This is a genomic window from Paracoccus sp. (in: a-proteobacteria), from assembly GCF_030538655.1.
Classification (GTDB): domain Bacteria; phylum Pseudomonadota; class Alphaproteobacteria; order Rhodobacterales; family Rhodobacteraceae; genus Paracoccus.
Genome location: NZ_JAUNTO010000014.1, coordinates 22,426 through 48,894 on the forward strand (window position 1 = coordinate 22,426; position 26,469 = coordinate 48,894).

The following is a 26,469-nucleotide window of genomic DNA, read 5'->3' on the forward strand; positions in this document are numbered from 1 at the left end:
GCGTCACGCCATGTTGTGCCGCCTGATACCCTATCTTTAGCGCAATCAGGATTTAATCCCTCGCGCAAGCGTGTTCTGGGCGGTTGCGAGGGCTGAATTTCGCTGCTAATGACCCTTCGAGACCGAAGGGGGGCATCCGGTTAAGAGGCCCCGCCCGCGACCCGCTTGCCCGTGTCCCCCCTGCCAGAACCGCAGGTTACGGACCGGACCGGCGCAACGAAAAAAGGATGACCGTGGCACATTCCGCTTCGATTTCCCAAGGTATTGCCGGGCGCTATGCCCAAGCCGTTTTTGACATCGCCCGTGAAGGTGGCGATCTGGACAAGCTGGCGTCGGAAATCGACGATCTCAGCACCGCGCTGAAAGACAGCGGCGAATTGCGTGATCTGATCGCCTCGCCGATGTATTCGCGCGACCAGCAGGGCCGGGCCATCGGCGCGATTGCGCAAAAGATGGGTCTGGGCGCTACGCTGTCGAACACGCTGCAACTGATGGCGCAGAACCGCCGCCTGTTCGTGCTGCCGCAACTGGCTGCCCGCCTGCGCGACATGATCGCCGACGCGCGCGGCGAAGTGACGGCGGATGTCACCAGTGCCGTGGCGCTGACCGATGAACAGAAACAGCGTCTGACCGACACGCTGGCCGAGAAATCGGGCAAGAAGGTCAAATTGAATACGCGCGTCGATGAAACGCTCATCGGCGGTATGATTGTCAGGCTGGGCTCGCAGATGATCGATTCTTCGGTCCGCTCCAAGCTCGCTTCCCTCCAGAATGCTATGAAAGAGGTCGGATAATGGGAATCCAAGCTGCCGAGATTTCGGCGATCCTCAAGGATCAGATCAAGAATTTCGGTCAGGACGCCGAGGTGGCCGAGGTCGGTCAGGTGCTGTCCGTCGGCGACGGGATTGCCCGCGTCTATGGTCTGGACAAGGTTCAGGCCGGCGAGATGGTGGAATTCCCCGGCGGCATCCGCGGCATGGTGCTGAACCTGGAAACCGACAACGTGGGTATCGTTATTTTCGGCGACGACCGCGACATCAAGGAAGGCGACACCGTTAAACGCACCCGCGCCATCGTGGACGTTCCGGTCGGTCGCGAACTGCTGGGCCGCGTCGTGGATGCGCTGGGCAACCCCATCGACGGCAAAGGCCCGCTGAACGCGACCGAGCGTCGGATCGCTGACGTCAAGGCGCCGGGTATCATGCCGCGCAAATCGGTTCACGAACCGATGGCCACCGGCCTTAAGGCCGTGGACGCCATGATCCCGATTGGCCGTGGTCAGCGCGAACTTGTCATCGGCGACCGTCAGACCGGCAAAACCGCTGTGGCGCTGGACACCATTCTGAACCAGGCGAACTATAACGGCCGCGAGGCCGAGGGCATGAAAACCCTGCACTGCATCTATGTCGCCGTGGGTCAGAAACGCTCGACCGTGGCGCAGTTGGTGAAGAAACTGGAAGAAACCGGTGCAATGGCCTATACCACCGTTGTGGCCGCGACCGCATCCGACCCTGCGCCGATGCAGTTCCTTGCGCCCTATTCGGCCACCGCGATGGGCGAATATTTCCGCGACAACGGCATGGACGCGCTGATTATCTATGATGACCTGTCGAAACAGGCCGTCGCCTATCGCCAGATGTCGCTGTTGCTGCGTCGTCCGCCGGGACGTGAAGCCTATCCGGGTGACGTGTTCTATCTGCACTCGCGTCTGCTGGAGCGTTCGGCCAAGCTGAACGAGGACAACGGTGCCGGTTCGCTGACCGCGCTGCCGATCATCGAAACGCAGGCAGGCGACGTGTCGGCCTATATTCCGACCAACGTGATCTCGATCACCGACGGCCAGATCTTCCTGGAAACGGAACTGTTCTTCCAGGGTATCCGTCCGGCTGTGAACACGGGTCTGTCGGTGTCGCGCGTGGGTTCGGCAGCCCAGACCAAGGCGATGAAATCGGTCGCCGGTCCGGTCAAGCTGGAACTGGCCCAGTATCGTGAAATGGCCGCCTTTGCGCAGTTCGGTTCCGATCTGGATGCCGCCACGCAAAAGCTGCTGAACCGCGGTGCCCGCCTGACCGAACTGATGAAACAGCCGCAGTATCAGCCGCTGACCAACGCGGAAATCGTCATCGTCATCTATGCCGGCACCAAAGGCTATATCGATGATGTGCCGGTTCGCGATGTCGTGGCATGGGAACAGGGTCTGATCCAGTTCCTGCGTGGCCAGAAAAAGGCGCTGCTGGACGACATGACCACCAATGACCGCAAGGTTTCGGGTGATCTGGAAGACGCGATCAAGGCTGCGCTGGACGAATACAACAAGACCCGCGCCTGAATATGACCGCCGGTGCCTGTGCCCTTGCTGGGGTGCAGGCAGCGCGACAGATGAATTATCGGGTGAGGGAACATGCCAAGCCTTAAGGATTTGAAAAACCGGATCGGAAGCGTCAAGAACACGCGGAAGATCACCAAGGCCATGCAGATGGTCGCCGCGGCCAAACTGCGCCGCGCGCAAGAGGCGGCCGAGGCGGCGCGTCCCTATGCCGACCGCATGTCTGCGGTGATGGCCGGGCTGACCGCCGGGGCCAAAGGCTCTGAATCGGCGCCGCGTCTGCTGGCCGGGACCGGCAGCGATCAGCGTCACCTGCTGGTTGTGCTGACCTCGGAACGCGGTCTGGCGGGCGGGTTCAACAGCTCGATCGTCAAGCTGGCGCGCCAGCATCTGGAACGTCTGCGGGCCGAGGGCAAGCAGGCCGAGATCCTGACCGTCGGCAAGAAGGGCCGTGAACAGCTGAAACGGGACTATTCGGACCGTTTCGTGCATCACGTCGATCTGTCCGAAGTCAAGCGCATCGGTTATGACAACGCGCTGACCGTCGCCGACGAGGTGCTGGACCGTTTCGATGCCGGTCAGTTCGACGTGGCGACGCTGTTCTATAACCGCTTTGAGTCGGTCATCAGTCAGGTGCCGACCGCGCTTCAGGTCATTCCTGCCGTCGCGCCGGAAACCGAAGCGGGCGGGGCCGCCGCGCAATACGACTATGAGCCGGGCGAGGAGGCGATCCTCACCGATCTGCTGCCGCGTTCGGTCGCGACGCAGATCTTTGCGGCACTACTGGAAAACGCTGCCTCGGAACAGGGCGCGCGGATGACTGCCATGGACAATGCCACACGCAACGCCGGCGACATGATCGACAAGCTGACAACCGAATATAACCGTTCGCGTCAGGCTGCGATCACCAAAGAACTTATCGAAATCATTTCGGGCGCAGAGGCGCTCTGACCGTAAAAATCAGAGGTGACAACATGGCAGAGGCCAAAGGAAAGATTACCCAGGTCATCGGTGCCGTCGTGGACGTGCAGTTTGATGGCCAGTTGCCGGCGATCCTGAACGCGCTGGAAACCGAAAACAACGGCAAGAAGCTGATTCTGGAAGTCGCGCAGCATCTGGGTGAAAACACCGTGCGCGCCATCGCGATGGACTCGACCGAAGGTCTGGTCCGGGGCGAGCCGGTGCGCGACACGGGCGGCCCGATCATGGTGCCGGTGGGCGATTCCACGCTGGGCCGCATTCTGAACGTCGTGGGCGAGCCGGTTGACGAAGGCGGCCCGGTCGCGGCAACCGAAACCCGCGCCATCCACCAGCCCGCCCCCGATTTTGCGGCGCAGGCGACCAGCTCGGAAATTCTGGTGACGGGCATCAAGGTGATCGACCTGCTGGCGCCTTATTCCAAGGGCGGTAAGATCGGCCTGTTCGGCGGTGCCGGTGTGGGCAAGACCGTTCTCATCATGGAACTGATTAACAACATCGCCAAGGTGCACAGCGGTTATTCCGTGTTCGCCGGTGTTGGTGAACGGACCCGTGAGGGCAACGACCTGTATCACGAAATGGTCGAATCCGGCGTTATCAAGCCCGACAATCTGGAAGAAAGCCAGGTGGCGCTGGTCTATGGCCAGATGAACGAACCGCCCGGCGCGCGGATGCGCGTGGCGCTGACCGGACTGACGCTGGCCGAACAGTTCCGCGACGCGACCGGCACCGACGTTCTGTTCTTTGTGGACAACATCTTCCGCTTTACGCAGGCGGGTTCCGAGGTGTCGGCACTGCTGGGTCGTATTCCGTCCGCCGTGGGGTATCAGCCGACGCTGGCCACTGACATGGGCGCGATGCAGGAACGCATCACCTCGACCAAGAATGGCTCGATCACGTCCATTCAGGCCGTCTATGTTCCGGCCGACGACTTGACCGACCCGGCACCGGCCACGACCTTTGCCCACCTCGACGCGACCACGGTTCTGAGCCGTGCGATTTCGGAACTGGGCATCTACCCGGCCGTGGACCCGCTGGATTCCAACAGCCGTATCCTTGACCCGGCCATTGTCGGCGAGGAACACTACAACGTCGCTCGCGACGTGCAGGGCATCTTGCAGAAATACAAATCGCTGCAAGACATCATCGCCATTCTGGGCATGGACGAACTGTCGGAAGAAGACAAACTGACCGTTGCCCGCGCCCGGAAAATCCAGCGTTTCCTGTCGCAGCCCTTCGACGTGGCGAAAGTGTTCACCGGCTCGGACGGTGTGCAGGTGCCGCTGGAAGACACCATCGCCTCGTTCAAGGCGGTTGTGGCTGGCGAATATGACCACCTGCCCGAAGCGGCCTTCTATATGGTTGGCGGCATCGAGGACGTGAAGGCCAAGGCTCAGCGTCTCGCGGCAGAAGCCGCGTAAGGGGGCGGTATGGCTGACACGATGCAGTTCGATCTCGTCTCGCCCGAACGGAGCCTTGTCTCCGTTCCGGTGCGCGAGGTCCGTATGCCCGGAACCGAGGGCGATCTGACCATCATGCCGGGACATGCGGCCTGCATGGTCAGCCTGCGCCCCGGCATGGTCACTCTGGTCGATGCGCAGGGCAATTCGGTGGAATTCGCGGTCACCGGCGGCTTTGCCGAGGTGAACAACGAATCTGTCTCGCTGCTGGCCGAACGTGGCCATCCGCGCGCCGATCTGACGCAAGAGATCTACAATGATATGCTGCGCGACGCTCATCGCAAGCGCCGGGCCGCTGAACAAAAGGCTAGCTCTGCGGGCGAAGAATTCGTGACCGCAGCAACCAAAATGCTGGCGGATATGCAGGCGCTTGGCACGCATATCGGGCTGGACCCGAATCAGGCAAATTTCCCTGACTGATCGGGCCGCCGCGCTGGCAGGCCAACACAAAGCCCCGGTTCGCCGGGGCTTTGCGCATCGCGGAGGGATGAATGTCGCGCACCGGATCAGCAGGAGAGGGGATGCTCAGGATTTCTCATCACGCGGTTGGCGTCACGCGCGGCTCTGCCGTGCTGTTTTCGGCATATGAGGACGGCGGCCTGATGTGGACGGGCGAAGGCCCACGCATGGAACGGCAGCGGGTCAGCTTTGACGAACCCTTCCTGACGCCGCCAGTGGTGCAGGTCGTTATTGCGATGTGGGACATCGAAGGCGGCACCAATCAGCGTGCCGATATTTCCGCCGATCAGATCACCCCCGAGGGGTTTGACATTGTATTCCGCACCTGGGGCGATACCCGCGTTGCCCGTATCCGCGCGGATTGGCTGGCCATCGGGCAGGTGCTGCACGAAGACGATTGGGAGATCTGATCTCCGCTACGTCTTGCTGATGGCAATACTCCGGGTCCGGGGTGAAATCCTGACCTTTGGGTATGGCTTAGCCCCGGCCCAGATTGACGGCGATCAGACCGGCGACCTGATCGGGATGTGTGATTGGCCCCATATGCCCGGCACCCGGCACCGTCGCCACGCCAACATCGGGCAACCGCGCCGCCAGATTTTGTGCAATGTCGTGTATAATGGGCGGGGAATCCTGCCCCGAGATCAGCATCACCGGCGCGTCGATCGCCTCTAGCCCGCCGGGGCGCAGGATGTGGGCCGTATCGTCGTTCAGAACCGGCGCGGTATCGGCCACCAGCCAGATTTGCCGCCGCACCGCAGCCTGTGCCGCGACAGGCAGGTCGTCATAAGACTGCGCCCCCCATTCGCCCAGAAAAATGCGGGCGGCGGCTGCTTCGCCCTGCGCCGGGTTAATGTCGCGCGCCCATCCTCCTGCTGCGGCGAACAGAACCGGCTCGATCAGGGTCAAGCTGCGCACGGCCTCGGGGGCGGCGACGGCGATGCGCAGGGCGACGGTCGCGCCGATGGAATGGCCGATCAGGTCCAGCGGGCGGTCAATCGCGGCGGCGGCGATGCGGGTAACGGTGGTGTGAAAATCTGGGCCGCCCGGTCGCCAGTCCGCACTGCGGCCATGGCCGGGCATGTCGAACGCGCGTAGATCGACGCCCCCCTCCAGCCGCGCGGCAATCGCCCCCCAATACGAGGCACTGGCCATCATGCAATGCAGCGCCAGTGCCGGGCGGTCTGTATTGCCCGGCCAGTGCCGCCAGTGAACGTCCGGCAGGCTCATAACGCGGCCAGATGGCGGTCGAGGAAGTCCAGCCGATCCTGCCCCCAGAATCGCTGCCCCGTTTCCTGCACGATATAGAAGGGCAGGCCGAACACACCGGCATCGACGGCGCGTTCCAGATTGCGGCCATAGATCTCGGCCCCGGTGAACAGGCCCTTGTCGGCCAGCGCCGGGTCGAACCCTTGGGCGGCCAGCACCTCGCGGATCACCGCGTCATCGGCGATGTCACGGTTTTCCACCCAGACAGCGCGCAGAAAGGCCCGAACCAGCGCCCCCACATCCGCGCCCGATTCTTGCGCCGCGATAATCGCATAGCTGGACGGCGCGGTATTGGCGGGGAAATAGGTCGGATGCAGGTTCAGCGGCATATCCAGATGCGCCGCCCAACGGGCCAGTTCCTGCAAGCGGTAATCCTTGCGCGCCTGCGGCCTGTCGGCCAGCGACAGCCCGCCGCTGCGGGCGAACAACTGCGCCGGGTCCAGCGGGCGATAGGTGATGCTGGCCCCGTGCCGGGCCGCGATCTGTTCCAGCCGGTCGCCTGCCAGATAAGCCCAGGGGCTGATCATCCCCAGATAATAGTCGATATGCGCCATGCGCCGCCTCATCAGATGTTTGCGGGCAGGCTATCGCGGTGCTAAGCCCTTCGCAATCACACGAATCTGACAAGGCCGCTCCCATGCCCGCCATGACCGAACCCAAGCTGATCGCCGGTAACGCCAACAAACCGCTGGCCATGGCCATCGCCCGCCGCATGTCCATGCACCGCGGCATGAACGTCGCCCCGGTTGATGCGCGGGTCGAGCGGTTCAACGATCAGGAAATCTTTGTCGAAGTGTTCGAGAACGTGCGCGGCGAGGATATGTATATCATTCAGCCGACCTCGAACCCGGCCAATGATAACCTGATGGAACTGCTGATTATGACCGACGCGCTGAAACGCAGCTCGGCGGCGCGGATCACGGCGGTCATCCCCTATTTCGGCTATGCCCGGCAGGACCGGCGGGCCAAGGCGCGCACGCCGATCAGCGCCAAGCTGGTCGCCAACCTGCTGACCGAGGCGGGCATTGACCGGGTGCTGACACTGGATCTGCACGCGACCCAGATTCAGGGCTTTTTCGACGTGCCGGTCGATAACCTTTATGCCGCGCCGGTTTTTGCGCTGGACGTGCTGCACCATTTTCGGGGGCGCATGAATGATCTGATGGTGGTGTCGCCCGACGTGGGTGGTGTGGCCCGTGCGCGCGAACTGGCGCAGCGGATCGGCGCCCCCCTGTCCATCGTGGACAAGCGGCGGGAAAAGGCGGGTGAGGTTGCGGAAATGACCGTGATCGGCGACGTGACTGGCAAGACCTGCATCATCGTCGATGACATCTGTGACACCGCCGGAACGCTGGTCAAGGCGGCGCAAACCCTGATCGACAGCGGCGCGACCGAGGTGCACGCCTACATCACCCATGGCGTTCTGTCCGGCCCGGCTGTCAGCCGGATCACCAAATCGGTGATGAAGTCGCTGGTCATCACCGATTCGATCCAGCCCACCGAAGAAGTCAAAAACGCCGCCAACATCCGCATCGTTCCCACCGCGCCGATGTTTGCGCAGGCGATCCTGAACATCTGGAACGGCACGTCCGTTTCGTCGCTGTTCGAAGTGGATGTGCTGGGGCCGATCTATGAAGGTCTGTATAACGGCGGTTGATCTGCCATTTTACAGCAGTGTGGGCTGATCCGGCTTTTTCGGCTTGCGCGTCGGTTTTGGTGCGCTGGCCGGGCGCATCGGGATCGCGGCATCCGCGAACTGCACCTGCATTTCCGGCGTGCGCGCGGCCTCGGCTGCGGTGGTAATCACCCCGTTCGGTCCGCGCACCACGGCAAAGCCGCGTTTCAGCGTTTCCATATAGCCCAAGGTCTGCCGCGTCCTGTCCAGCCGGGCCAAGGCTTCGGCCTGTTTCGCGATCAGGCGCGCGGGCGCGGCGCTCAGGCGGCGGGTCAGGTCATCCAACCGTCCGGTCTGCTGCGTGATGGCGCGGCGGGTGGTGGCCAGCATCCGCGCCAAAGAGGCACTCAGCCGTTCGCCCATGCCAGTGATGCGATCCGCGCGCCGCTCGATCCGGCGGATCAGGGCGGGGTGCAGCTTGGCCCCGGCTGTCTCCATCCGATGACGTTTGACGGCCAGAAAATCGCGCAGATTCGGCACCGGCGCGGCGGTCAGCCGTTGGCGCGCGGCCGCGATATGTCCGCGCAGGGCAGGGGCCAGTCGCGCGCCGGTCAGGTCCAGCCGCTGGCGCGCGGTTTCGGTCAGCGTGCCGGGGCGGCCCATAGCGCGGGCCAGATCACGCAGGCGTTGACGCGGGCGGTCAATCCGCGCGGTGCTGGCGCGGGTCATGCGCGCCCCGGCCTCGGCCAGCCGCGCGGCCAGATCGGCCCGCACCGGCACGGCCAGTTCGGCGGCGGCGGTCGGGGTGGGCGCGCGCATATCGGCGGCATGGTCGATCAGCGTCGTGTCGGTTTCGTGGCCAACAGCCGAAATCAGCGGGATGTCGCTGGCCGCCGCCGCGCGCACGACGATTTCTTCGTTAAAGCCCCACAGGTCTTCCAGACTGCCGCCGCCACGCGCGACGATCAGCAGATCGGGGCGCGGCACCGGGCCATCGGCGGGCAGGGCGTTAAAGCCACGGATCGCCGCCGCGACCTGCGGCGCGCTATCCTGCCCCTGCACAGCAACCGGCCAGATCAGCACATGCACAGGAAAGCGGTCGCGCAGCCGGTGCAGAATGTCGCGGATCACAGCCCCGGATGGCGAGGTGACGACCCCGATCACGCGCGGCAGATAGGGCAGGGGACGCTTGCGGGCGGGGTCGAACAGCCCTTCAGCGGCCAGTGCCTTGCGGCGTCGTTCCAGCATCGCCATCAGCGCGCCTTCCCCCGCCGGCTCGATCTGATCGACGATCAGTTGATATTTCGACTGGCCGGGAAAGGTGGTGATGCGACCGGTGGCGATCACCTCCAGCCCTTCTTCGGGACGTTGGGTCAGCCGCGCGGCCTGCCCCTTCCAGGTGACGGCGGCCAGAACGGCGCGGTCATCCTTGAGATCGAAATACAGATGCCCCGATGACGGGCGCGACACGCGGCCAATTTCTCCGCGCACACGGACGCGGCCAAACTGATCCTCTAAAGTGCGTTTCACCGCGCCCGAAATCTCGGACACGGTGAATTCATGGGCATTGGTGCCGGGGGCCTGTTCGGGGCCGTCGTCGATCAGATCCATGGCCCAGCTATGACCGGGCCATGGCGCAGGATCAAGCCTGCGCGTCTTTCTTGCGCTTGCGCGCGATGGCCAGACCGCCAAGTGCGGTCAGCAACAGCACACCACCCGCAGGCAGCGGGATCGGCGCGATGGGGGCCGTGGTGGTCAGGTTGGCGAATTCGAACGACATGCGCGGGGTCGAAAGCCGCATCCCGTCGAAAACGCCACCGGCGATGTCGCTGAATACGGCCAAGGCTGCGCCGCGGCGGCGGCTTGCCGGTCCCAGATTGTCGCTTGCCGTCAATTGAAAGCTGTCCACAACCGTATCGCCCAGCAGGAACTCAACACGGTTATAGAAATCCGGTGTGCCCCAGACGAACGAAGCACCGCCCGACAGGTCAAAGGCATAGGTGGCGCTGCTGTTGGGGCCAAGGCCGGTGAACCATGCGGTCGGATCTTTGTTCGGGTCCACCCCTGCCGTGGGCCATGGGTTTGAATACCATGACCAGGTGCGGGTTGCATTCTGGCGCACCGTGCCAGAGGTGGTGACGGCGACCGGGTTCATGATTCTTGTATCAGGCAGATCAAAGAATTGCACCGTTGCAGCATTAGCCATTGGGGCAGCGGCAAATGAAAGGGCAATTACAGGGGCGATGTGGCGTAGCATTCTTATTCCTCCGTCAAAAGGATTATCGTTACGCTGTTGTGAATTCTTGCACAGCATGGCGCGCCTTCTTGCACGCGATCCTGACGCAATCAATTCAATCTAAGCACGATCAATGGCGTAATTTGTGCAATAAGTATAAACTGCGTTTTTCTTGTCACAGCCGTTGCGCGGCGATGCACTGATGCCTAGAACGACCGTAAACACAAGCGGAGGCGTGGCGTGAATATCCTGATCCTTGGCGGCGGCGGGCGTGAACATGCGCTGGCCTGGGCCTTTCGGCAGAATCCGAAATGCGATCAACTGTTTGTGGCGCCGGGCAATGCCGGGATCGCCGAGATCGCGGAATGTGCTGCCATCGACATTCTGTCGCGTGCCGCCGTGTTGGAATTTGCGCAGGAAAACGCCGTCGATTTCGTCGTCATCGGCCCCGAGGCTCCGCTGGCGGCAGGGGTGTCCGATGCGCTGCGCGATGCCGGGTTTCTGGTGTTCGGGCCATCTCAGGCTGCCGCTCAGCTTGAGGCGAGCAAGGGCTTTACCAAGGAAATCTGCGATGCCTGCAATGCGCCGACCGCTGCCTGGGCACAGTTTGACGACGCAGCCGCCGCGCGCGATTATGTGCTGGCGCAAGGTGCCCCGATCGTGGTCAAGGCCGATGGTCTTGCAGCGGGTAAAGGGGTGACGGTGGCGGAAACCGTCCCGCAGGCACTGGCGGCGATTGATGCGATCTTCGACGGAGCCTTCGGAGAACCCTCTGTTGTCATTGAGGAATTCATGTCAGGCGAGGAGGCGAGCTTCTTCGTTCTGTGCGATGGCGACACCTGTCTGCCCATCGGCACGGCACAGGATCACAAGCGCGTAGGCGAGGGCGATACCGGGCCCAACACCGGCGGCATGGGGGCCTACAGCCCCGCGCCGGTGATGACCGATGCGGTTCAGCAACAGGTGATGGCCGAAATCGTCCGTCCGACGATGGCCGAAATGGCGGCACGCGGCACGCCGTTTCAGGGCGTGCTGTTCGTGGGGCTGATGATCGAAAACGGGCGCGGGCGGTTGGTTGAATACAATGTCCGTTTTGGCGACCCGGAATGTCAGGTGCTGATGATGCGCCTGGGTGCTCAGGCGCTGGACCTGATCCACGCCTGCGCTGAAAATCGTCTGGACGGCATCACCGTTAACTGGGCTGACGACCATGCGCTGACAGTGGTCATGGCTGCTGACGGCTATCCGGGGGATTATCAGAAAGGCAGCCGGATCAATGGTTTGGATGGGTTGCCTGCGGATGGGTTTAACATGGTTTTCCACGCCGGAACCGCGACGCGCGATGATGCGATCATTGCGACCGGCGGGCGGGTTCTGGCCTGCACCGGGCGTGGTGAAACGCTGCAACAGGCCCACGCCCGCGCCTATGCGCTGGTCAATGGTATCGACTGGCCGCAAGGTTTCTGTCGCCGTGACATCGGTTGGCGCGCACTTGGCGGTTAAGACACCGTTGTGCGCGAAAGCAGCATCCAATCAACCTGTGGGTGTTGGTCGTTGATCCCGGCGTATTTGATGTGAACGGTTTTGTTTTATTTTCGGGATATTAACTTTTGGATCATACCCGGTTAACTGCCAAGCCTCCATGGCGCCCGAGCTTGCAGTCAGCGTGATCGATGGTGATTTGCGCCGGATCATTAATTCCTCTGATCGGGTGGCTATATGGTTGCGTTGCTGGGGTGATTTGGGGAAGCGCATTGAAAAATAGGAAAACTATTTTCGAATAGCGGAAAGCTTCTCATCGTGATCGCTTTGCGTGTTTCTGTGCAAGGCATTAATCCCTGCTGATATGACGTGCCAGAGGCACCTGCCTGGGGTGACCTCGCCCGACACCTCTGGGGCGGAGGGGCTTTTTAGTTGTCCACACTAGCGGCATTGCCCATGCACAGGGCACCGGCTGCGCCCCAACTGAATCCGCGCGGGCTGATCGTGCCAGATAGGCCGTCGCACGATTTGGATCAGGAACTGGAGGGGGGGGGGGAGCCGGTCAAGGGTTCTGCACGGTCCAGTGTGGCATCCCCTTGTCGATGGCCGACATCATCCATGGTCCGGTGATGTGCATCCGTTCTGACGGTAGAGGGGCATAGTTGCGGATTTCGTGCCGCACTGGACCTTTGACAAGGTGCTGCTGAATCCGCAGGGGCAGATCGCGCTGACGCGACGTTCTATAACCGAAGCTGACGCGCCCGTGGTTTTGGCCGCCGGCCGGTTGAGCGGGTAATCCCCGATCAGACCCGCAGCGGCTCGGACTTGGCCAGCGCATCAAAGCGCATCAGCGAGGCAATCAGTTCGGGCATTTGATCCAGCGGAATCATGTTCGGCCCATCCGAAGGGGCGTTGTCGGGGTCTTGGTGCGTTTCGATGAACACCCCCGCAATCCCCAAAGACACCGCCGCGCGGGCCATTACCGGCGCAAATTCGCGCTGACCGCCGGAACTGCCGCCCTGGCCGCCGGGCTGCTGCACCGAATGGGTGGCGTCCATGATGACGGGATAGCCGGTGCGCACCATGATCGGCAGCGCCCGCATGTCAGCGACCAGCGTGTTATAACCAAAGCTGACACCGCGTTCTGTCAGCAAAATCTTGTCGTTGCCGGTCGAGGCCACCTTATCGGCCACATTGGGCATGTCCCACGGGGCCAGAAACTGCCCCTTTTTGACGTTGACCACCGCGCCCGACTGACCGGCAGCCAGCAGCAGATCGGTCTGACGGCACAGGAACGCCGGGATTTGGATCACATCAACCGCCTGCGCCGCCTGCACCGCCTGCTGGGCGTCATGCACATCGGTCAGCACCGGGCAGCCGATACGGCTGCGCACGGTGGCCAGCATCTCCAGCCCTTCGTCGATGCCGATGCCGCGGCGCCCCTTGAGGGAGGTGCGATTCGCCTTGTCATAGCTGGCCTTGAACACGAAACCCGCGCCAGCGGCCTGACAGGCGGCGGCCATGGTTTCCGCGATCATCAGGGCATGGTCCAGCGTTTCCAGCTGGCAGGGACCGGCAATGACCGTCAGCGGCAGGTCATTACCGCAGGTCAGAGGGCCGATGGCGACGTGATGTGGATTCTGGGTCATGAGGATACCTGTTCACGCAGGATCGAGGCCGTCAAGGACAACATCAGATAAATGCCAGCGAAAATCAGCATGGCGACAAAGGTGTTCTGCACCGCCTTGGGATAGGTTGCCTCGTCCGGGGGGACGGGTTCGACCACGACCGACAGATAACGCACCTGCTTGTTCGCCTCGACCCGCGCGATTTCCACCTGTTCGGCGGCGGTGGCCAGCAGGGCCTGCCGCGTGGACAGATCGCTTTCCGCGATCCGCAACTCGCCCGAGATCGACGCCAACGAGGCGCGCTGTTCGCTGCCTTGGGTCAATTGCAACCGGGTTTCGCCGATCATGGCTTGCAGCCGTGCAATGTCGCCGCGGATCGTTTCGACACGGCTTTGTTGCGGGCGCGGATTGGCCAGAATCTGCCCAAGTTCCAGTTCGCGCTGCGCCAACTGGCCTTCCAGATTGGCGACGCGGCCCATGACGACGCTGCCTTCGGCTTGCGGATCAAGCACGCCCAGCCTTTGCTGAAGTTCCTGCACTCGCTGCTGTGCCAGCAGCACTTTTGCCTCGGCGTCCTGATAGTTTTCGATCGAGCCGCGCATCTGGTCGTCACGCAACCGGGCCGTCAACTGATCAACCTGACCTTCGGCGTAGCCGATCAGCGCCAGCGAAAAATCCTGGCTCAGTTGCGGGTCGGGGGCGATCACCTCCATCTTGATGACGCCCTCGGTCGGGTCATAGCCGATTTTCACCGAGTCCTTATAGACGCGATAGGTTGCCTCGTTCGTGGCGTCGGGGGCAAGGCGTTTGACCGGATCAATCGCGGTATCCTGATAGGTGCGGCGAAAGCCCATGTCCTGATCCAGCCGCAGCATCGCATCGCGCGAGGTCAGGTAGCTTTGCACCGCGACCGAATCATTGTTCATCGCCAGTTGCGTGCCGGAAAACAGCCCGCCCAGACCGCTGCCGCCGCCACCCTCGGCCTGTTGGATCAGGAACTGGGTATAAGTCGCATACAGCGGCGTGGCGACGCGGAAGTAATACCAGCCCATGACCGCGGTTGGCAGAAAAACGAACACCATCAGACGCGCCACCAGCATCACCATGCGGCGGCGGCGGCGGGCGGCGATTTCCTGTTGGATACGGTGGATTTCGGCGGCCCGGCGTTCCTCGGTCATCTCCTCGCGCGAGGGAAGGGTCGGTTTCGGCGTCGGGGCGGCGGGGGCCGGGGCGGGCACCAGGATGCGCGGCAAAGGCACCGGCGTGTTCGCGGCGGGCGCGGCCTGCGCCTTGCTGCCCTCGGTCGAAAGGATGCGTCCGACCGCCGCACGATGCGAGGGGTCGATGCCGCGTTCACGCAGCCGCAGCACGGCTTCTTCGTCGGATGAGACGCTGATTTGGTGCATGGTCGCGATACGACGGGCAATTCGCAGCTGCCGTTCGGTCAGCTTTTCGGCGCGGATCGCGCTCAGTTTGGCCTCAAGCTCATCGCCTGTGACCTGGGCCGGGGCGTCTGATTGAGGCGGCTTCGCTTCAGCACCGGGAAAGCGCATGTCGCCAAACCCATCCTCGACCTGTTCAGTCTGCATCATCCGGTCGCGCGCGCCTGAATCGCCCGCCGCAGAATCGGCCGCACCGGAAAGCGGGTGCGCAAAGCGCGGCGGTTGATCGGTTTTGCGGTGAACCTCGACCCGGATGCCGGGTGCGGCGGCATTGGGTGGCGTTTGCTGCCCCTCGGCCGCGCCGGACATGGATTCGCTGCGGTCCAGATGAAAGCGACGGGCCTTAGGCGGTGTAGTCATAATATTGCTTGGCCTCGTCCAGAGTTTCAAACATATACAGCCGCCCGTCGCGCATGATCGCGGCCGAGCGGCAGAATTTCTCGATCGTCGAGGGCTGGTGCGACACGACGATCACGGTCGAGTTGCGCAGTCGGTCATACAGCACCGCCCCGGCCTTGCGGTTGAATTCGGCATCCGTGCTTTGCGGCATGCCTTCGTCGATCAGGTAGATGTCGAATTCCAGTGCCAGCAGCAGCGACAGCGTGAACCGCGACCGCATCCCGGCTGAATAAGTGCCCACCGGCATGTCGAAATATTCGCCGATGTCAGTCAGCCAGCGGCAAAAGGCGGATACATAATCCGGGTCCAGCCCATAGATCCGGGCGATATAACGGGCGTTTTCATGCGCGGAATGCCGGCTGACCACCCCGCCCATGAACCCCAGCGGGAACGACACCCGACAGGTGGTGCGGATGTCGCCATCGTCGGGTTTTTCCAGCCCGCACATCATGTTGATAAGCGTCGTTTTTCCGGTGCCATTGGGTGCCAGAATCCCCAGCGAATTGCCCAGTTCCACCCGGAACGAGGCATCATCAAGGATCACCTTGCGCTGTGCGCCGGTCCAGAAGGACTTGGACACGTTGTCAAATTCCAGCATTCTGCGCCGCGTTACCATTTCTTCAGGGTTGCCAGTAAATAGGTCCAAGTGGTCATCCTGTCCACATTGGCATGATTCCCCTTAGAATTCGTTACCAGAGACTCGTTTCATGACCGATCTTGTCCAGCAGATCAGCGCCTGCCGATTATGCGCAGACCGCTTTGCCGTGACGGCCACGCACCATCAGCCGCGTCCGGTGGTGTGGTTCCGGCCCGGTGCGCGGTTGCTGATCGTCGGGCAGGCGCCGGGGATGCGGGTGCATCTGGCCGGGCGGCCCTTTGCCGACCGCTCTGGAGACCGGCTGCGCGACTGGATGGGGGTGGACGAGGCGACCTTTTACGACCGTGACCGCATTGCCATCGTGCCGATGGCCTTTTGCTTTCCAGGTTATAATGCGCGCGGGGCTGACCTGCCGCCGCCGCCGATCTGTGCCGCGACATGGCGGGCGCGGGTCATGGCTGAATTGTCGCCACGTCTGACCTTGCTGGTGGGCGGGGCGGCGATCCGCTGGCACATGGGCGCGCGGGATGTGACGGCGACGGTGGCGGCATGGCGTGCAGCCCCGGCGGGCATGTTCCCCTTGCCTCACCCAAGCTGGCGCAATACGGGCTGGCTGAAACGCAACCCGTGGTTCGGCACCGATCTGCTGCCGGATCTGCGGCAAGCCATCAAGGAGGTTCTGCAATGACCGCGCTGGATGATCTGTGCCAGACCCCGTTTCATCAGGCCGACGCGCCCGCCCGCGCGCGCATTCTGTCGCGTCTGGCGGATACCGAATTGTCGGTGGCCCTGACGGTCGAGCCTGCGGGCGACACCGTCGATCTGCGCATCTTCGATCTGCCGGGCGCGCGCGTTGCCTTGGCCGCGGACGAAGAATCACGGCTGGCCGGGTTTCTGGGTGGCCCGGTGGCCTATGCCGCATTGCCGGGGCGGGTGCTGGCCGCGATGCTGCGGGCCGAGGGGGTTGGGCTGCTGATCAATCCCGGCGCGCCGTCGGAAATGCTGCTGGATGCGCAAACGCTGGGCTGGCTGGAAACGGCGCTGGCCAGTGCGCCCGTGGCGGATGAATCGCGACTGGCGGCAGGTCCGCCGCGTCCCGATACGGTAGCCGCACTGGCTGGCCCGCTGGCCGAGCGGTTGGCCGATCTGCGCGGGTTGATCGCTGGTGCGGCGCTGGCCGGGGCAGGCGATGGCCATGTGTTGCTCATCGCGGGGGCCGAGCCTGCGCGCCAACCCGCTATCGCCAAGGCGCTGTCGGAAACGCTGGCCTTTCTGCCGTCGCAACCGGGCGGCGTGGATATTGGCTTTGTCGATGCGACCCCGTCCGGGGCGCTGGTCTTTGATCTGACGCCGCCGGAACCCGCGCCCAAACCGCCGCGCCCGAAAGGGCCGCCGATTCTGCGCTGACTTGCGGTGCGGGGTGCAACCTGCGAAAAGGCCGGATGCAACTGCGTTTCAAGGCATTGTCCGTTCACCTGCTGACCGCCACAGGAGCGGTCCTTTCGATGTTGGCCATGCTGGCAGCGGTTCAGGAAAACTGGTCGCTGATGTTCTGGTGGCTGGTCGTGGCGCTGGTTGTGGATGGCGTGGACGGCCCCTTGGCCCGGAAATACGAGGTCAAGCAGAACTGGCCGACCTATGACGGCGTGCTGATGGACCTGATTATCGACTATCTGACCTATGTGTTCATCCCGGCCTATGCGCTGTTCAAATCCGGGCTGCTGGATGGTTGGACGGGTTGGGTCGCGATCATTGTGATCGTTTACGGCAGTGTCATATATTTCGCCGATACGCGCATGAAAACACGGGATAACTCCTTTGCGGGGTTTCCTGCGTGCTGGAATATGGTGGTGCTGGTGCTGTTCGCGCTGCATCCGCATTGGATCATCAGCCTGCTGCTGGTGGTGGTGCTGGGCGTCACGATGTTCACCAATGTCAAATTCGTTCACCCCGTGCGCACGGAACGCTGGCGCGCGATCACGCTGCCGATGGCGATTGGCTGGGTCGTATTCGCGATCTGGGCGGTGATCGTTGATTTCCACGCCGCAAGCTGGGCGCATTGGGGACTGATGATAACCTCGCTCTGGCTGGTGCTGGCGGGCGCGGTGCAGCAATTTCTGCCGGAAAGGGCTTGATCGACGCTGCGCTGCGGCTAAGGTTCCCCGCAGCAACAAGGGGGAGCCATGCTGGATCTGTTAAAGTCGTCGGCGCTTGTGCTGGTGCTGAGCGTGGGGGGCGCGCTGGCTGCGCAGGATACAATCACGCTTGGCATGGTGCTTGAGCCGCCAAACCTTGACCCGACCAGCGGTGCCGCCGCCGCTGTGGACGAGGTGGTTTACGCCAACCTGTTCGAGGGTCTGACCCGTGTCGGCCCGGATGGCGCGATTCTGCCCGCCCTGGCGACCCGTTGGGATGTTCAGGAAGATGGCCGGGTCTATGTGTTTCATCTGGCCGAGGGGGTGAAATTCCATGACGGTGCCGATTTTGACGCCAGCGACGTGGTGTTCACGCTGGATCGCGCCCGCGCCGCTGATTCGACCAATGCGCAAAAAGTGCTGTTCGAAGGCATCGAGAGCGTCGAGGCGGTGGACCCGCTGACCGTGCGCGTCACCTTGTCGCAGCCGGACGGGAACTTTCCGTTCAAGATGTCATGGGGCGATGCGGTGATGGTAGACCCGGCCTCGGTCGATCAGATCGCGACTAATCCCGTGGGCACCGGGCCGTTCAGATTGGCGGAATGGCGTCAGGGGGATCGGGTGGTTCTGACCGCTTTTGACGGCTACTGGGGCGAGAAACCGGCACTGCGCGAGGCGACCTTTCGCTTTATCAGCGACCCGACGGCGGCCTATGCGGCGCTGATGGCAGGGGATGTGGACGCCTTCCCCAACTATCCCGCGCCGGAAACTCTGCCGCAGATCGAGGCTGATCCGCGTTTTCAGGTGATCGTCGGCACCACCGAGGGTGAGACGATTCTGGCGATGAACAACGCCCGTGCGCCGCTGGGCAATGTGCAGGTGCGCAAGGCTATAGCCCATGCCATCAACCGTCAGGAACTGATTGATGGGGCCATGTTTGGCCGTGGCACCCCCATCGGCAGCCATTTTGCGCCGCACCATCCAGATTACGTCGATCTGACCGACCGTTCCGCCTATGATCCCGATCAGTCGCGCGCGCTGCTGGCCGAGGCGGGCGTCGAGAACCTGCGCCTGCGTCTGGCCCTGCCGCCCCCGACCTATGCCCGCCGCGGTGGCGAGATCTTGGCGGCGCAGCTGCGTGCGGTCGGGATCGAGACCGAGATCACCAATATGGAATGGGCGCAATGGCTGGAAACGGTGTTCAAAGGCGGCGACTTTGACCTGACCATCGTCGCCCATACCGAGCCGATGGACATAGATGTTTATGCCCGCGAGGATTACTATTTCCGCTATGCTAGGCCCGAGTTCGTGGCGCTGATGCATCAGTTGTCGCAGACCGTGGATGCCGATCAGCGCAGCGCCCTGTTGCGGCAGGCGCAGGAAATGATCGCGGATGATTATGTCAACGCGTTCCTGTTCCAGCTTGGCAAGACCGCTGTTGCCGATGCCCGGATCGAAGGGCTGTGGGCGAACAGCCCGAACCAGTCGAACGACCTGACGGCGGTGCGCTGGACTGAGTGAGCGGCGATTTTGCCGGATATGACGCTGTGTGGAAAGCCCGGTTCGCGCCGGGCTTTTTGCGGTGCGGGCGGCGTTGTGGGGGCGGCTTATGTTTTGCCCAAAGGCGCGTATTGGGACAAACAGAAAGCCATGCCGTCGTGCATTCGGGGCTGCGCGGGTTTCAGCAGAGGGCGTGTCAGCGCACGCCCAGACCGGCCCGCATCATCATCCGCCGCACCGGGGCGATGCCATATAGCCCGCCCAAAGCCGCCGCCCGCAGGTCGCGCAGCGGGCGCAGGTTGACCATGCTGGCGCGGTTCAGCGCGTCGATGCCGACCAGCCGGGCCAGTGCCTCGGGTCGGCGGCTGCGGTGATAGCGGGTCAGGCTGTCGTGGCTGCCGGGGTCGTTACGTGACAGCTCGATCAGGGCTGACAGATCGGCCAGGCTCATGTTCAGGCCCTGTGCGCCGATGGGCGGCACGACATGCGCAGCTTCGGCGATCAGGGCGGTGCGTGGGGCGCTGAAGCGGTCGGCGATCTGGCTGATGATCGGCCATTCGGTCAGCCGCGTGGCCTGACGCAAATGGCCCAGCACACCGGCCGAACGGGCGTTCAGTTCGGCCTCGAAATCGGCTGTTGGCAGGGCGCGCAGGCGGGCGGTTTCGGTGCCACGCTCCATCCAGACCACGGCGGAACAGGGCTTGTCGTCGCGGTCGGGTAGGGGCACCAGCGTAAAGGGGCCGCCCCAGCGGTGGATTTCGGTCGAAACGTTGTTGTGCGGAATGTCGTGGGTGACGGCAAAGGCCAGTGCCTTTTGGCCATAGCGGATTGTGCGCACGCCGATCCCCATGGCCTGACGCACGGGTGAGTTACGACCATCGGCGGCAACGACCAGACGCGCGCGGACGCGGCTGCCGTCGGTCAGGGTGGCAAAGGCCGCTTCGTCGCGAACGGTCAGCGCGGCGGTGCCGGTGCCGGGCAGAAAACGGGTGTTTTGCAACTGATCCAACCGTGCGACGATTTCCCGCCGGATCAGCCAGTTGGGCAGGTTCCAGCCGAACGGCGCGTCACCCAGTTCGGCGGCGTTGAAATCGCGGGTCAGGCGGGGATCGGGATGCGTGCCGCCCGCATCGACGATCCGCATCACTTGCAGCGGCATGGCGTGGGGGGCAAGGCGTGGCCACAGCCCGATACGGTTCAGCAGATCGACCGAGGGCGTCAGAAAGGCGGTGGTGCGCAGGTCCGATCCTTGGGTATCTTCGTCGGTGATCGGCGGGGCGGGATCGACGCAAAGCACCGAAAAGCCTTCGGCCCCAAAGGCGGCCGCGGCGATCAGCCCTGCGGGGCCGCCGCCGGAAACCAGAATGTCAACGTGGTGATCTGCCTGCATCGCGCACCTTGTTCGTGAGACCTGCCCATGGCTGGGCAGCCCCGGTGGTCCGCCTATTTCCCGGCGGTAAAGGCCAGCATGATGACAAAGAACAGCACCGTGCCAGCCAGGCCGATAAAGCCCAGCATCTGTGGGCCGACGACAATCACCAGAAATGCCAGCACCACCACGATGCCCGCGATACAGGCAAAGATGGCTGCGGCAAGGCGGTTTTCGGCGCGGTTCTGTGCGGCCAGCTCTTCGGGGGTCATGGTGGTTTCGTGATCGCTCATTCCTTGGTCCTTTCGTCTGTATGGCGGGGGCCGCCCGGTTCCTGTTCCGGCATCGTCGCGGCGATCGCCAGCAAAAAGGCGGTCAGGTCGTGTGTCTGATGCTGCACATGTTTGCCGTGGATCGTGTCTTGGGTCAACTCGTCCGGGCCGTGGCGACCGTTGCCGACCAGCACGGTTGCCATGCCCAATTCATGCGGAATCATCAGATTTCGGGGGTCGTCTTCGAAAAAGGCGGCGCGAGTCGGGTCGATACCGTGCGTTTCCAGAACTGCGGCATAAGCGCGCGGGTCGGGTTTTGGGTGAAAGCCGGTTTCGACGACGCCGTAGATCGCCTCGAACACCGGCAGGTCGCGATGGGCCAGCACGCGGCCGGCATAGGCGGCATCGGCGTTGGTATGCACGATTTTGCGCCCTGGCAGCGCGGCGATGGCGGCGGCAAGGCCGGGATCGGGCGACAGGCCGGAAAAGTCGATGTCATGCACCTCGTCCAGATAGGCGTGCGGGTCGATGCCATGTTCGGCCATCAGCCCGGCCAGCGTGGTGCCGTGGTGGCGCCAGTAATCCTGACGCAACTGGCTGGCCTGATCTTCGGGAAGATTCAGCAGTCGCATGACATAGGCCGTCATGCGCTGTTCGATCTGGCTGAACAGGCGGACCTTTGGGTGATACAGGGTGTTGTCCAGATCAAAGATCCAGCACTCGACGCGGGCGAAATCCATGTCTTGTCATTAGGCGCGCGGGCGGCGGGTTGCAATCACGGCGGTTCAGACAGAAGGTGCCGGGATGAAAGATGCTTACACCCTGATCCTTTCCGCGATTGATGCGGGGTATTACCGGCCCGGCGACCGGCTGGTCGAATCGGAACTGGCCGAGCGGTTCGGCGTGTCCCGCACCCCGGTGCGCGAGGCGCTGCAACGGCTGGAAACGCAGGCGATGCTGGTGCGCGACGGGCGTAGCCTGATCGTGGCGACGCTGGATCACAACCAATTGGCCGAGCTTTATACCGTCCGCGCCGAATTAGAGGCGCTGGCCGCGCGTCTGGCCGCCCGCCACGCCACCCCGGAAGAAGTCCGGGTGCTGGCGCAGATGGTGGCCGAAGATCACGCCGCGGTCGATAACCCCGAGGCGCTGGCGCGGGCCAACCGGCGGTTTCACCGGCAGATTCATCTGGCCTCGCATAACCGTTATCTGGTGCAGCAGCTTGATCTGGTGCATCGCTCGATGGCGCTGATGGCGCGCACCTCGCTGGCCGCAGAGGGGCGCGGGAATGCGGCGCTGGACGAACATCAGGCCGTGATTGATGCGATTGCGGCGGGGGATGCGGCGGGGGCCGATGCGGCGATCCGAGCGCATATCTCGAACGCATGGGAAACGCGGCTGCGGCTGGAGGCGACGGAATATCATGTCTGATCCGCTTGATCTGTCGCGCGCCGATCCCAAGGGGCTGATCCGCGAAAGTTTTCGTATCGAGGGGATCACCGCCGCCGAATGCCGGTCGATCTTTGTCGATTGGGCGCTGTCGCTGCCCGATGGTGTCGATGCTGCGGCGGCGATGCGGCTGGTCATCGACAGCTATGCCCCCAAGGCGCTGCCTGCCGGTGTGGCGCATCCGATGGTCGCGGTGCTGACCGAAGGCGTGGCAGTAAAGGCGGCCCCCCCGCAACGGCGGGGCGGGCGTGCCGGTCGACTGGGCCGGTGAGGATCATCGCCGCGCAGGCGGATCTGGATGAAGGCTGTGATTATCTGGCAGCGGTTTGCCCGGTCTGGGCGCGGGTTTTGCCGCAGCTTGGGCCTTTGCCCTTGCGCCGCAGGGCCGACGGGTTCGGGGCGATCTGCGATGCGGTGATTGGCCAGCAGATTTCGGTAGCCGCCGCGGCGGCTATTACCTCGCGGATGCAGGCGGCGGGGCTGTTGGATCAGGCGGCGGTTGCGGCGGCGTCCGAGGATGATCTGCGCGCGGCAGGGCTGTCGCGGCCCAAGGTGCGTTACCTGAAAGGCATTGCAGCGGCGGACGTCGATTGGCCGGGGCTGCGCGATCTGCCTGACGATCAGGCGATGGCGGCGCTGGTGGCCTTGCCCGGCGTGGGCCACTGGACCGCCGAGATTTACCTGAAATTCGCGCTTGGCCGGGCGGATGTGCTGGCCTCGGGCGATCTGGCCCTGCAAGAGTCGGCACGGCTGATGTATGATCTGCCCGCGCGGCCTTCCGCCAGGGCGCTGATGGCGCTGGCCGAGCCATGGCGGCCATGGCGTGCGGTTGCGGCGCGGGGGCTGTGGGCCTATTACCGAATGACAAAGGGCCGCGAGGGTGTGAAATGAGCCGTGAACTGAAATTTGCCCGCAAAGGACCGGCGGATGCCGATGCTGTGGTGGTGTTCCTGCATGGCTATGGTGCGGATGGCGCTGATTTGCTGGGGCTGGCCGATCCGCTGTCGCCGCATCTGCCGGGCGTAGCCTTTTACGCCCCCGACGCCCCGGAACCCTGCGCCAACAATCCGATGGGCTATCAATGGTTTCCGATCCCCTGGCTGGACGGATCGTCCGAGGATCAGGCGCGCGCGTCGATGGAGCAATCCATTGTCGATCTGAACAACTTTCTGGATAAGGTGCTGACGGACGAGGGGCTGACGGCAGATCGCATGGCGATCATCGGCTTTTCGCAGGGCACAATGATGGCGTTGTATGTGCTGCCACGCCGCGATCAGGCGGTGGCGGGGATCGTCGGCTTTTCCGGGCGGTTGCTGGCGCCGGAACGGCTGAACGAGGTGCGGGTGAAACCGCCGGTGCTGCTGGTCCATGGCGATGCCGATCCGATGGTGCCTTTTGCCGATATGGGGTTGGCGGGCGAGGCGCTGAGCGGGGCCGGATTTACCGTTTACGGCCATGTGATGAAGGGCACCGGCCATGGCATCGCGCCCGACGGATTGTCGGTGGCGCTGTCGTTTTTAAAGGATGTGCTGGGCAAATAGGGGGCCAGCCCCCTCGCGCCGTTCCGGCGCTCACCCCCGGGATATTTGCGGACAGAAGATGCTGACGGGTTTTGTCAGGGGTGGGCGTTGACTTTTTGTGGCGCGCACACACCTTTGCGCTATGGGACATAACAACACCAACGCGCCTGTCGCCCGCTTCGCCGAAGTCACCCGCCCCAAGCTGGAAGGCGGGCGGCGTTTTGTCATGCACAGCGAATTTCAGCCGGCGGGCGATCAGCCCACGGCGATTGCCGAATTGTCCGCGGGGGTTCTGGCGGGTGAGCGGGATCAGGTTCTGCTGGGGGCCACGGGCACCGGCAAGACCTTTACCATGGCCAAGGTGATCGAGGAAACGCAGCGCCCAGCGATCATTCTGGCCCCGAACAAGACATTGGCCGCGCAGTTATATGGCGAATTCAAGGGGTTCTTCCCCGATAACGCTGTGGAATATTTCGTATCCTATTACGACTATTATCAGCCCGAAGCCTATGTGGCGCGGTCGGACACCTATATCGAGAAGGAATCGCAGATCAACGAGGCCATCGACCGGATGCGCCATTCCGCGACGCGGGCCTTGCTGGAACGTGATGATGTCATCATCGTGGCCTCGGTATCGTGCATCTATGGTATCGGCTCGGTCGAGACCTATTCGGCGATGACGCAGGATATGGTTGTGGGCCAGTCCTATGACATTCGCGAATTCATCGGCCAGCTGGTGGCGCAGCAGTATCGGCGGCTGGATGCGTCGTTTCAGCGTGGCGGGTTCCGGGTGCGTGGCGATGTGATCGAGGTCTGGCCCGCTCACCTTGAGGACCGGGCGTGGCGGTTCGATTTCTTTGGCAATGAGTTGGAGGGGATCATCGAGTTCGACCCGCTGACCGGGCAAAAAACCGATACTTTCCGGCAGATCAGGATTTACGCCAACAGCCATTATGTGACGCCGCGCCCGACCTTGCAGCAGGCGATCAAAGGCATTCGTGCGGAACTGGTCAAGCGGTTGGAACAGTTTCAGGCCGAAGGCAAGTTGCTGGAGGCGCAGCGGCTGGAGCAGCGGACCAATTTCGACCTTGAGATGCTGGAGGCGACCGGCGTCTGCAACGGGATCGAGAACTACAGCCGTTATCTGACCGGGCGCGCGCCGGGCGAGCCGCCGCCGACCTTGTTCGAGTTCATTCCCGACAATGCCATTGTGTTTGCCGATGAATCGCACGTCTCTGTGCCGCAGATCGGCGGGATGTATCGCGGTGACTATCGCCGCAAGGCCACGCTGGCGGAACATGGTTTCCGCCTGCCGTCCTGCATGGATAACCGTCCACTGAAGTTCGAGGAATGGGACGCGATGCGGTCGCAGTCGGTGTTTGTTTCGGCAACGCCGCAGAAGTGGGAATTGGATCAGAGCGGCGGCGTGTTTACGGAACAGGTCATCCGCCCCACCGGCCTGCTGGATCCGGTGATCGAAATCCGCCCGGTTGACATGCAGGTGGACGATCTGCTGGACGAGGTGCGCAAGGTCAGTGCCGCCGGGATGCGCACGCTGGTCACGACCCTGACCAAGCGCATGGCCGAGGATCTGACCGAATATCTGCACGAGCAGGGCATTCGTGTGCGTTACATGCACAGCGACATCGACACCATCGAACGGATCGAGATTCTGCGCGATCTGCGGCTGGGGGCCTTTGACGTGCTGATCGGGATCAACCTTTTGCGCGAAGGGCTGGACATTCCCGAATGTGGGCTGGTCGCCATTCTGGATGCCGACAAGGAGGGGTTCCTGCGGTCGGAAACCTCGTTGATTCAGACGATTGGCCGGGCGGCGCGGAATGCCGATGGCCGGGTTATCATGTATGCCGACAAGATCACCGGCAGCATGGAACGCGCCCTGGCCGAGACCGAGCGTCGCCGGGTCAAGCAGATCGCCTATAATGAGGAACATGGCATCACTCCGCAGACCGTGCGTAAGAACGTGGATGATGTTCTGGCCGGGCTGTGGCAGGGTGATACCGATCAGGCGCGGGTGACGGCCAAGGTGGACCGGCCCATGGTTGGCGCCAACCTTGCCGCGCATCTGGATGCGCTGCGGGCGCAGATGCACAAGGCCGCCGAGAACCTGGAGTTCGAAGAGGCTGCGCGGCTGCGCGATGAGGTCAGGCGGCTTGAGGCGGTGGAACTGGCGGTGGCGGATGATCCGCTGGCGCGGCAGTCCGTGATCGAGGAGGCGGCTGAAGATGCAAGGAAGGCCAGTGGCCGCAGCACCGCCGGTCGCGCGGGTCAGCGCGGTGGAAACAAGCGGTCAAAGCGGCGCGGGTGATGC

At 63.2% G+C, this 26,469-nt stretch carries 27 protein-coding genes; 17 read left to right on the forward strand and 10 right to left on the reverse strand.

Features of this window, described 5'->3' with window-relative positions:
• The first annotated feature begins 227 nt into the window (after window positions 1–227).
• From Q4G22_RS10520 to Q4G22_RS10545, 6 genes are all read left to right on the forward strand, one after another.
• Window positions 228–794 carry a F0F1 ATP synthase subunit delta gene (locus Q4G22_RS10520; RefSeq protein ID WP_303361077.1) on the forward strand — a complete coding sequence of 189 codons (567 nt, stop codon included), beginning with the start codon at window positions 228–230 and terminating at the stop codon, window positions 792–794.
• Window positions 794–2,329: a F0F1 ATP synthase subunit alpha gene (gene atpA, locus Q4G22_RS10525; RefSeq protein ID WP_303385862.1), complete on the forward strand. Its 1,536-nt coding sequence runs from the start codon at window positions 794–796 to the stop codon at window positions 2,327–2,329. Before Q4G22_RS10520 ends, atpA begins: the two co-directional genes overlap by 1 nt.
• 72 nt (window positions 2,330–2,401) lie before the next feature.
• Complete coding sequence (locus Q4G22_RS10530) at window positions 2,402–3,277, forward strand: F0F1 ATP synthase subunit gamma (RefSeq protein ID WP_303385863.1); 876 nt, start codon at window positions 2,402–2,404, stop codon at window positions 3,275–3,277.
• Between the two features lie 23 nt (window positions 3,278–3,300).
• Complete coding sequence (gene atpD / locus Q4G22_RS10535) at window positions 3,301–4,725, forward strand: F0F1 ATP synthase subunit beta (RefSeq protein ID WP_303385864.1); 1,425 nt, start codon at window positions 3,301–3,303, stop codon at window positions 4,723–4,725.
• Window positions 4,726–4,734: 9 nt separating this feature from the next.
• Window positions 4,735–5,184: an ATP synthase F1 subunit epsilon gene (atpC, locus tag Q4G22_RS10540; protein ID WP_303385865.1), complete on the forward strand. Its 450-nt coding sequence runs from the start codon at window positions 4,735–4,737 to the stop codon at window positions 5,182–5,184.
• Between the two features lie 101 nt (window positions 5,185–5,285).
• On the forward strand, window positions 5,286–5,633 hold the full coding sequence (locus tag Q4G22_RS10545; RefSeq protein ID WP_303385866.1) for an H-type lectin domain-containing protein: 348 nt from the start codon (window positions 5,286–5,288) through the stop codon (window positions 5,631–5,633).
• A gap of 67 nt (window positions 5,634–5,700) precedes the next feature.
• On the opposite strand, the gene Q4G22_RS10550 is transcribed toward Q4G22_RS10545, so the two are convergent.
• Both Q4G22_RS10550 and Q4G22_RS10555 read right to left on the reverse strand, forming a co-directional pair.
• Window positions 5,701–6,453: an alpha/beta fold hydrolase gene (locus tag Q4G22_RS10550; protein ID WP_303385867.1), complete on the reverse strand. Its 753-nt coding sequence runs from the start codon at window positions 6,451–6,453 to the stop codon at window positions 5,701–5,703.
• Window positions 6,450–7,046, reverse strand: a complete 597-nt coding sequence (locus Q4G22_RS10555) for a 2-hydroxychromene-2-carboxylate isomerase (RefSeq protein WP_303385868.1) — start codon at window positions 7,044–7,046, stop codon at window positions 6,450–6,452. The genes Q4G22_RS10550 and Q4G22_RS10555 overlap by 4 nt, the downstream gene beginning before the upstream one ends.
• An 83-nt stretch (window positions 7,047–7,129) precedes the next feature.
• Here Q4G22_RS10555 and Q4G22_RS10560 point away from each other — a divergent pair, with 83 nt between their 5' ends.
• Window positions 7,130–8,149 carry a ribose-phosphate pyrophosphokinase gene (locus Q4G22_RS10560; protein ID WP_303385869.1) on the forward strand — a complete coding sequence of 340 codons (1,020 nt, stop codon included), beginning with the start codon at window positions 7,130–7,132 and terminating at the stop codon, window positions 8,147–8,149.
• A gap of 9 nt (window positions 8,150–8,158) precedes the next feature.
• On the opposite strand, the gene xseA is transcribed toward Q4G22_RS10560, so the two are convergent.
• Both xseA and Q4G22_RS10570 read right to left on the reverse strand, forming a co-directional pair.
• On the reverse strand, window positions 8,159–9,718 hold the full coding sequence (gene xseA, locus Q4G22_RS10565) for an exodeoxyribonuclease VII large subunit (protein WP_303385870.1): 1,560 nt from the start codon (window positions 9,716–9,718) through the stop codon (window positions 8,159–8,161).
• A 31-nt stretch (window positions 9,719–9,749) separates the two neighbouring features.
• A complete protein-coding gene (locus tag Q4G22_RS10570) occupies window positions 9,750–10,313 on the reverse strand; it encodes a VPLPA-CTERM sorting domain-containing protein (protein ID WP_303385871.1) in 564 nt (187 codons plus the stop codon).
• A 270-nt stretch (window positions 10,314–10,583) separates the two neighbouring features.
• Here Q4G22_RS10570 and purD point away from each other — a divergent pair, with 270 nt between their 5' ends.
• Window positions 10,584–11,846: a phosphoribosylamine--glycine ligase gene (gene purD, locus Q4G22_RS10575; RefSeq protein WP_303385872.1), complete on the forward strand. Its 1,263-nt coding sequence runs from the start codon at window positions 10,584–10,586 to the stop codon at window positions 11,844–11,846.
• 782 nt (window positions 11,847–12,628) lie between these two features.
• Here the strand turns inward: purD and kdsA are convergent.
• The 3 genes from kdsA to Q4G22_RS10590 are packed head-to-tail and all read right to left on the reverse strand — an operon-like array spanning window position 12,629 to window position 15,892.
• Window positions 12,629–13,474: a 3-deoxy-8-phosphooctulonate synthase gene (kdsA, locus tag Q4G22_RS10580; protein WP_303385873.1), complete on the reverse strand. Its 846-nt coding sequence runs from the start codon at window positions 13,472–13,474 to the stop codon at window positions 12,629–12,631.
• Window positions 13,471–15,255 (reverse strand): capsule biosynthesis protein, encoded by a 1,785-nt coding sequence (locus Q4G22_RS10585; protein WP_303385874.1) that lies wholly within the window; start codon window positions 15,253–15,255, stop codon window positions 13,471–13,473. The genes kdsA and Q4G22_RS10585 overlap by 4 nt, the downstream gene beginning before the upstream one ends.
• On the reverse strand, window positions 15,239–15,892 hold the full coding sequence (locus tag Q4G22_RS10590) for an ABC transporter ATP-binding protein (protein ID WP_303385875.1): 654 nt from the start codon (window positions 15,890–15,892) through the stop codon (window positions 15,239–15,241). Before Q4G22_RS10590 ends, Q4G22_RS10585 begins: the two co-directional genes overlap by 17 nt.
• 109 nt (window positions 15,893–16,001) lie before the next feature.
• Here Q4G22_RS10590 and Q4G22_RS10595 point away from each other — a divergent pair, with 109 nt between their 5' ends.
• From Q4G22_RS10595 to Q4G22_RS10610, 4 genes are read left to right on the forward strand one after another with little or no spacing between them, the layout of a single operon-like run.
• Window positions 16,002–16,580: a uracil-DNA glycosylase family protein gene (locus Q4G22_RS10595; RefSeq protein WP_303385876.1), complete on the forward strand. Its 579-nt coding sequence runs from the start codon at window positions 16,002–16,004 to the stop codon at window positions 16,578–16,580.
• The gene (locus Q4G22_RS10600) at window positions 16,577–17,299 is read left to right on the forward strand and encodes a hypothetical protein (RefSeq protein WP_303385877.1); all 723 of its coding nucleotides are present in this window, start codon (window positions 16,577–16,579) and stop codon (window positions 17,297–17,299) included. Before Q4G22_RS10595 ends, Q4G22_RS10600 begins: the two co-directional genes overlap by 4 nt.
• 35 nt (window positions 17,300–17,334) lie before the next feature.
• Window positions 17,335–18,027: a phosphatidylcholine/phosphatidylserine synthase gene (locus Q4G22_RS10605; RefSeq protein ID WP_303385878.1), complete on the forward strand. Its 693-nt coding sequence runs from the start codon at window positions 17,335–17,337 to the stop codon at window positions 18,025–18,027.
• 48 nt (window positions 18,028–18,075) lie between these two features.
• On the forward strand, window positions 18,076–19,548 hold the full coding sequence (locus Q4G22_RS10610) for an ABC transporter substrate-binding protein (RefSeq protein WP_303385879.1): 1,473 nt from the start codon (window positions 18,076–18,078) through the stop codon (window positions 19,546–19,548).
• A 175-nt stretch (window positions 19,549–19,723) separates the two neighbouring features.
• On the opposite strand, the gene Q4G22_RS10615 is transcribed toward Q4G22_RS10610, so the two are convergent.
• The 3 genes from Q4G22_RS10615 to Q4G22_RS10625 are packed head-to-tail and all read right to left on the reverse strand — an operon-like array spanning window position 19,724 to window position 21,908.
• Window positions 19,724–20,917, reverse strand: coding sequence for a UbiH/UbiF family hydroxylase (locus Q4G22_RS10615; protein ID WP_303385880.1), 1,194 nt, complete (start codon window positions 20,915–20,917; stop codon window positions 19,724–19,726).
• Window positions 20,918–20,970: 53 nt separating this feature from the next.
• Window positions 20,971–21,189 (reverse strand): hypothetical protein, encoded by a 219-nt coding sequence (locus tag Q4G22_RS10620; protein WP_303385881.1) that lies wholly within the window; start codon window positions 21,187–21,189, stop codon window positions 20,971–20,973.
• A complete protein-coding gene (locus Q4G22_RS10625) occupies window positions 21,186–21,908 on the reverse strand; it encodes a pyrimidine 5'-nucleotidase (protein ID WP_303385882.1) in 723 nt (240 codons plus the stop codon). The genes Q4G22_RS10620 and Q4G22_RS10625 overlap by 4 nt, the downstream gene beginning before the upstream one ends.
• A 64-nt stretch (window positions 21,909–21,972) precedes the next feature.
• Here Q4G22_RS10625 and Q4G22_RS10630 point away from each other — a divergent pair, with 64 nt between their 5' ends.
• The 5 genes from Q4G22_RS10630 to uvrB all read left to right on the forward strand — a co-directional run bounded on the left by Q4G22_RS10630 (window position 21,973) and on the right by uvrB (window position 26,466).
• Window positions 21,973–22,599: a GntR family transcriptional regulator gene (locus Q4G22_RS10630; protein ID WP_303385883.1), complete on the forward strand. Its 627-nt coding sequence runs from the start codon at window positions 21,973–21,975 to the stop codon at window positions 22,597–22,599.
• Entirely contained in the window at window positions 22,592–22,888 is a 297-nt protein-coding gene (locus tag Q4G22_RS10635; RefSeq protein ID WP_303385884.1) for a hypothetical protein, read from the forward strand. Before Q4G22_RS10630 ends, Q4G22_RS10635 begins: the two co-directional genes overlap by 8 nt.
• A complete protein-coding gene (locus tag Q4G22_RS10640; RefSeq protein WP_303385885.1) occupies window positions 22,885–23,508 on the forward strand; it encodes a DNA-3-methyladenine glycosylase in 624 nt (207 codons plus the stop codon). The genes Q4G22_RS10635 and Q4G22_RS10640 overlap by 4 nt, the downstream gene beginning before the upstream one ends.
• Complete coding sequence (locus Q4G22_RS10645; protein WP_303385886.1) at window positions 23,505–24,158, forward strand: alpha/beta hydrolase; 654 nt, start codon at window positions 23,505–23,507, stop codon at window positions 24,156–24,158. Before Q4G22_RS10640 ends, Q4G22_RS10645 begins: the two co-directional genes overlap by 4 nt.
• A gap of 121 nt (window positions 24,159–24,279) precedes the next feature.
• A complete protein-coding gene (gene uvrB / locus Q4G22_RS10650) occupies window positions 24,280–26,466 on the forward strand; it encodes an excinuclease ABC subunit UvrB (RefSeq protein WP_303385887.1) in 2,187 nt (728 codons plus the stop codon).
• Window positions 26,467–26,469: the final 3 nt, after the last annotated feature.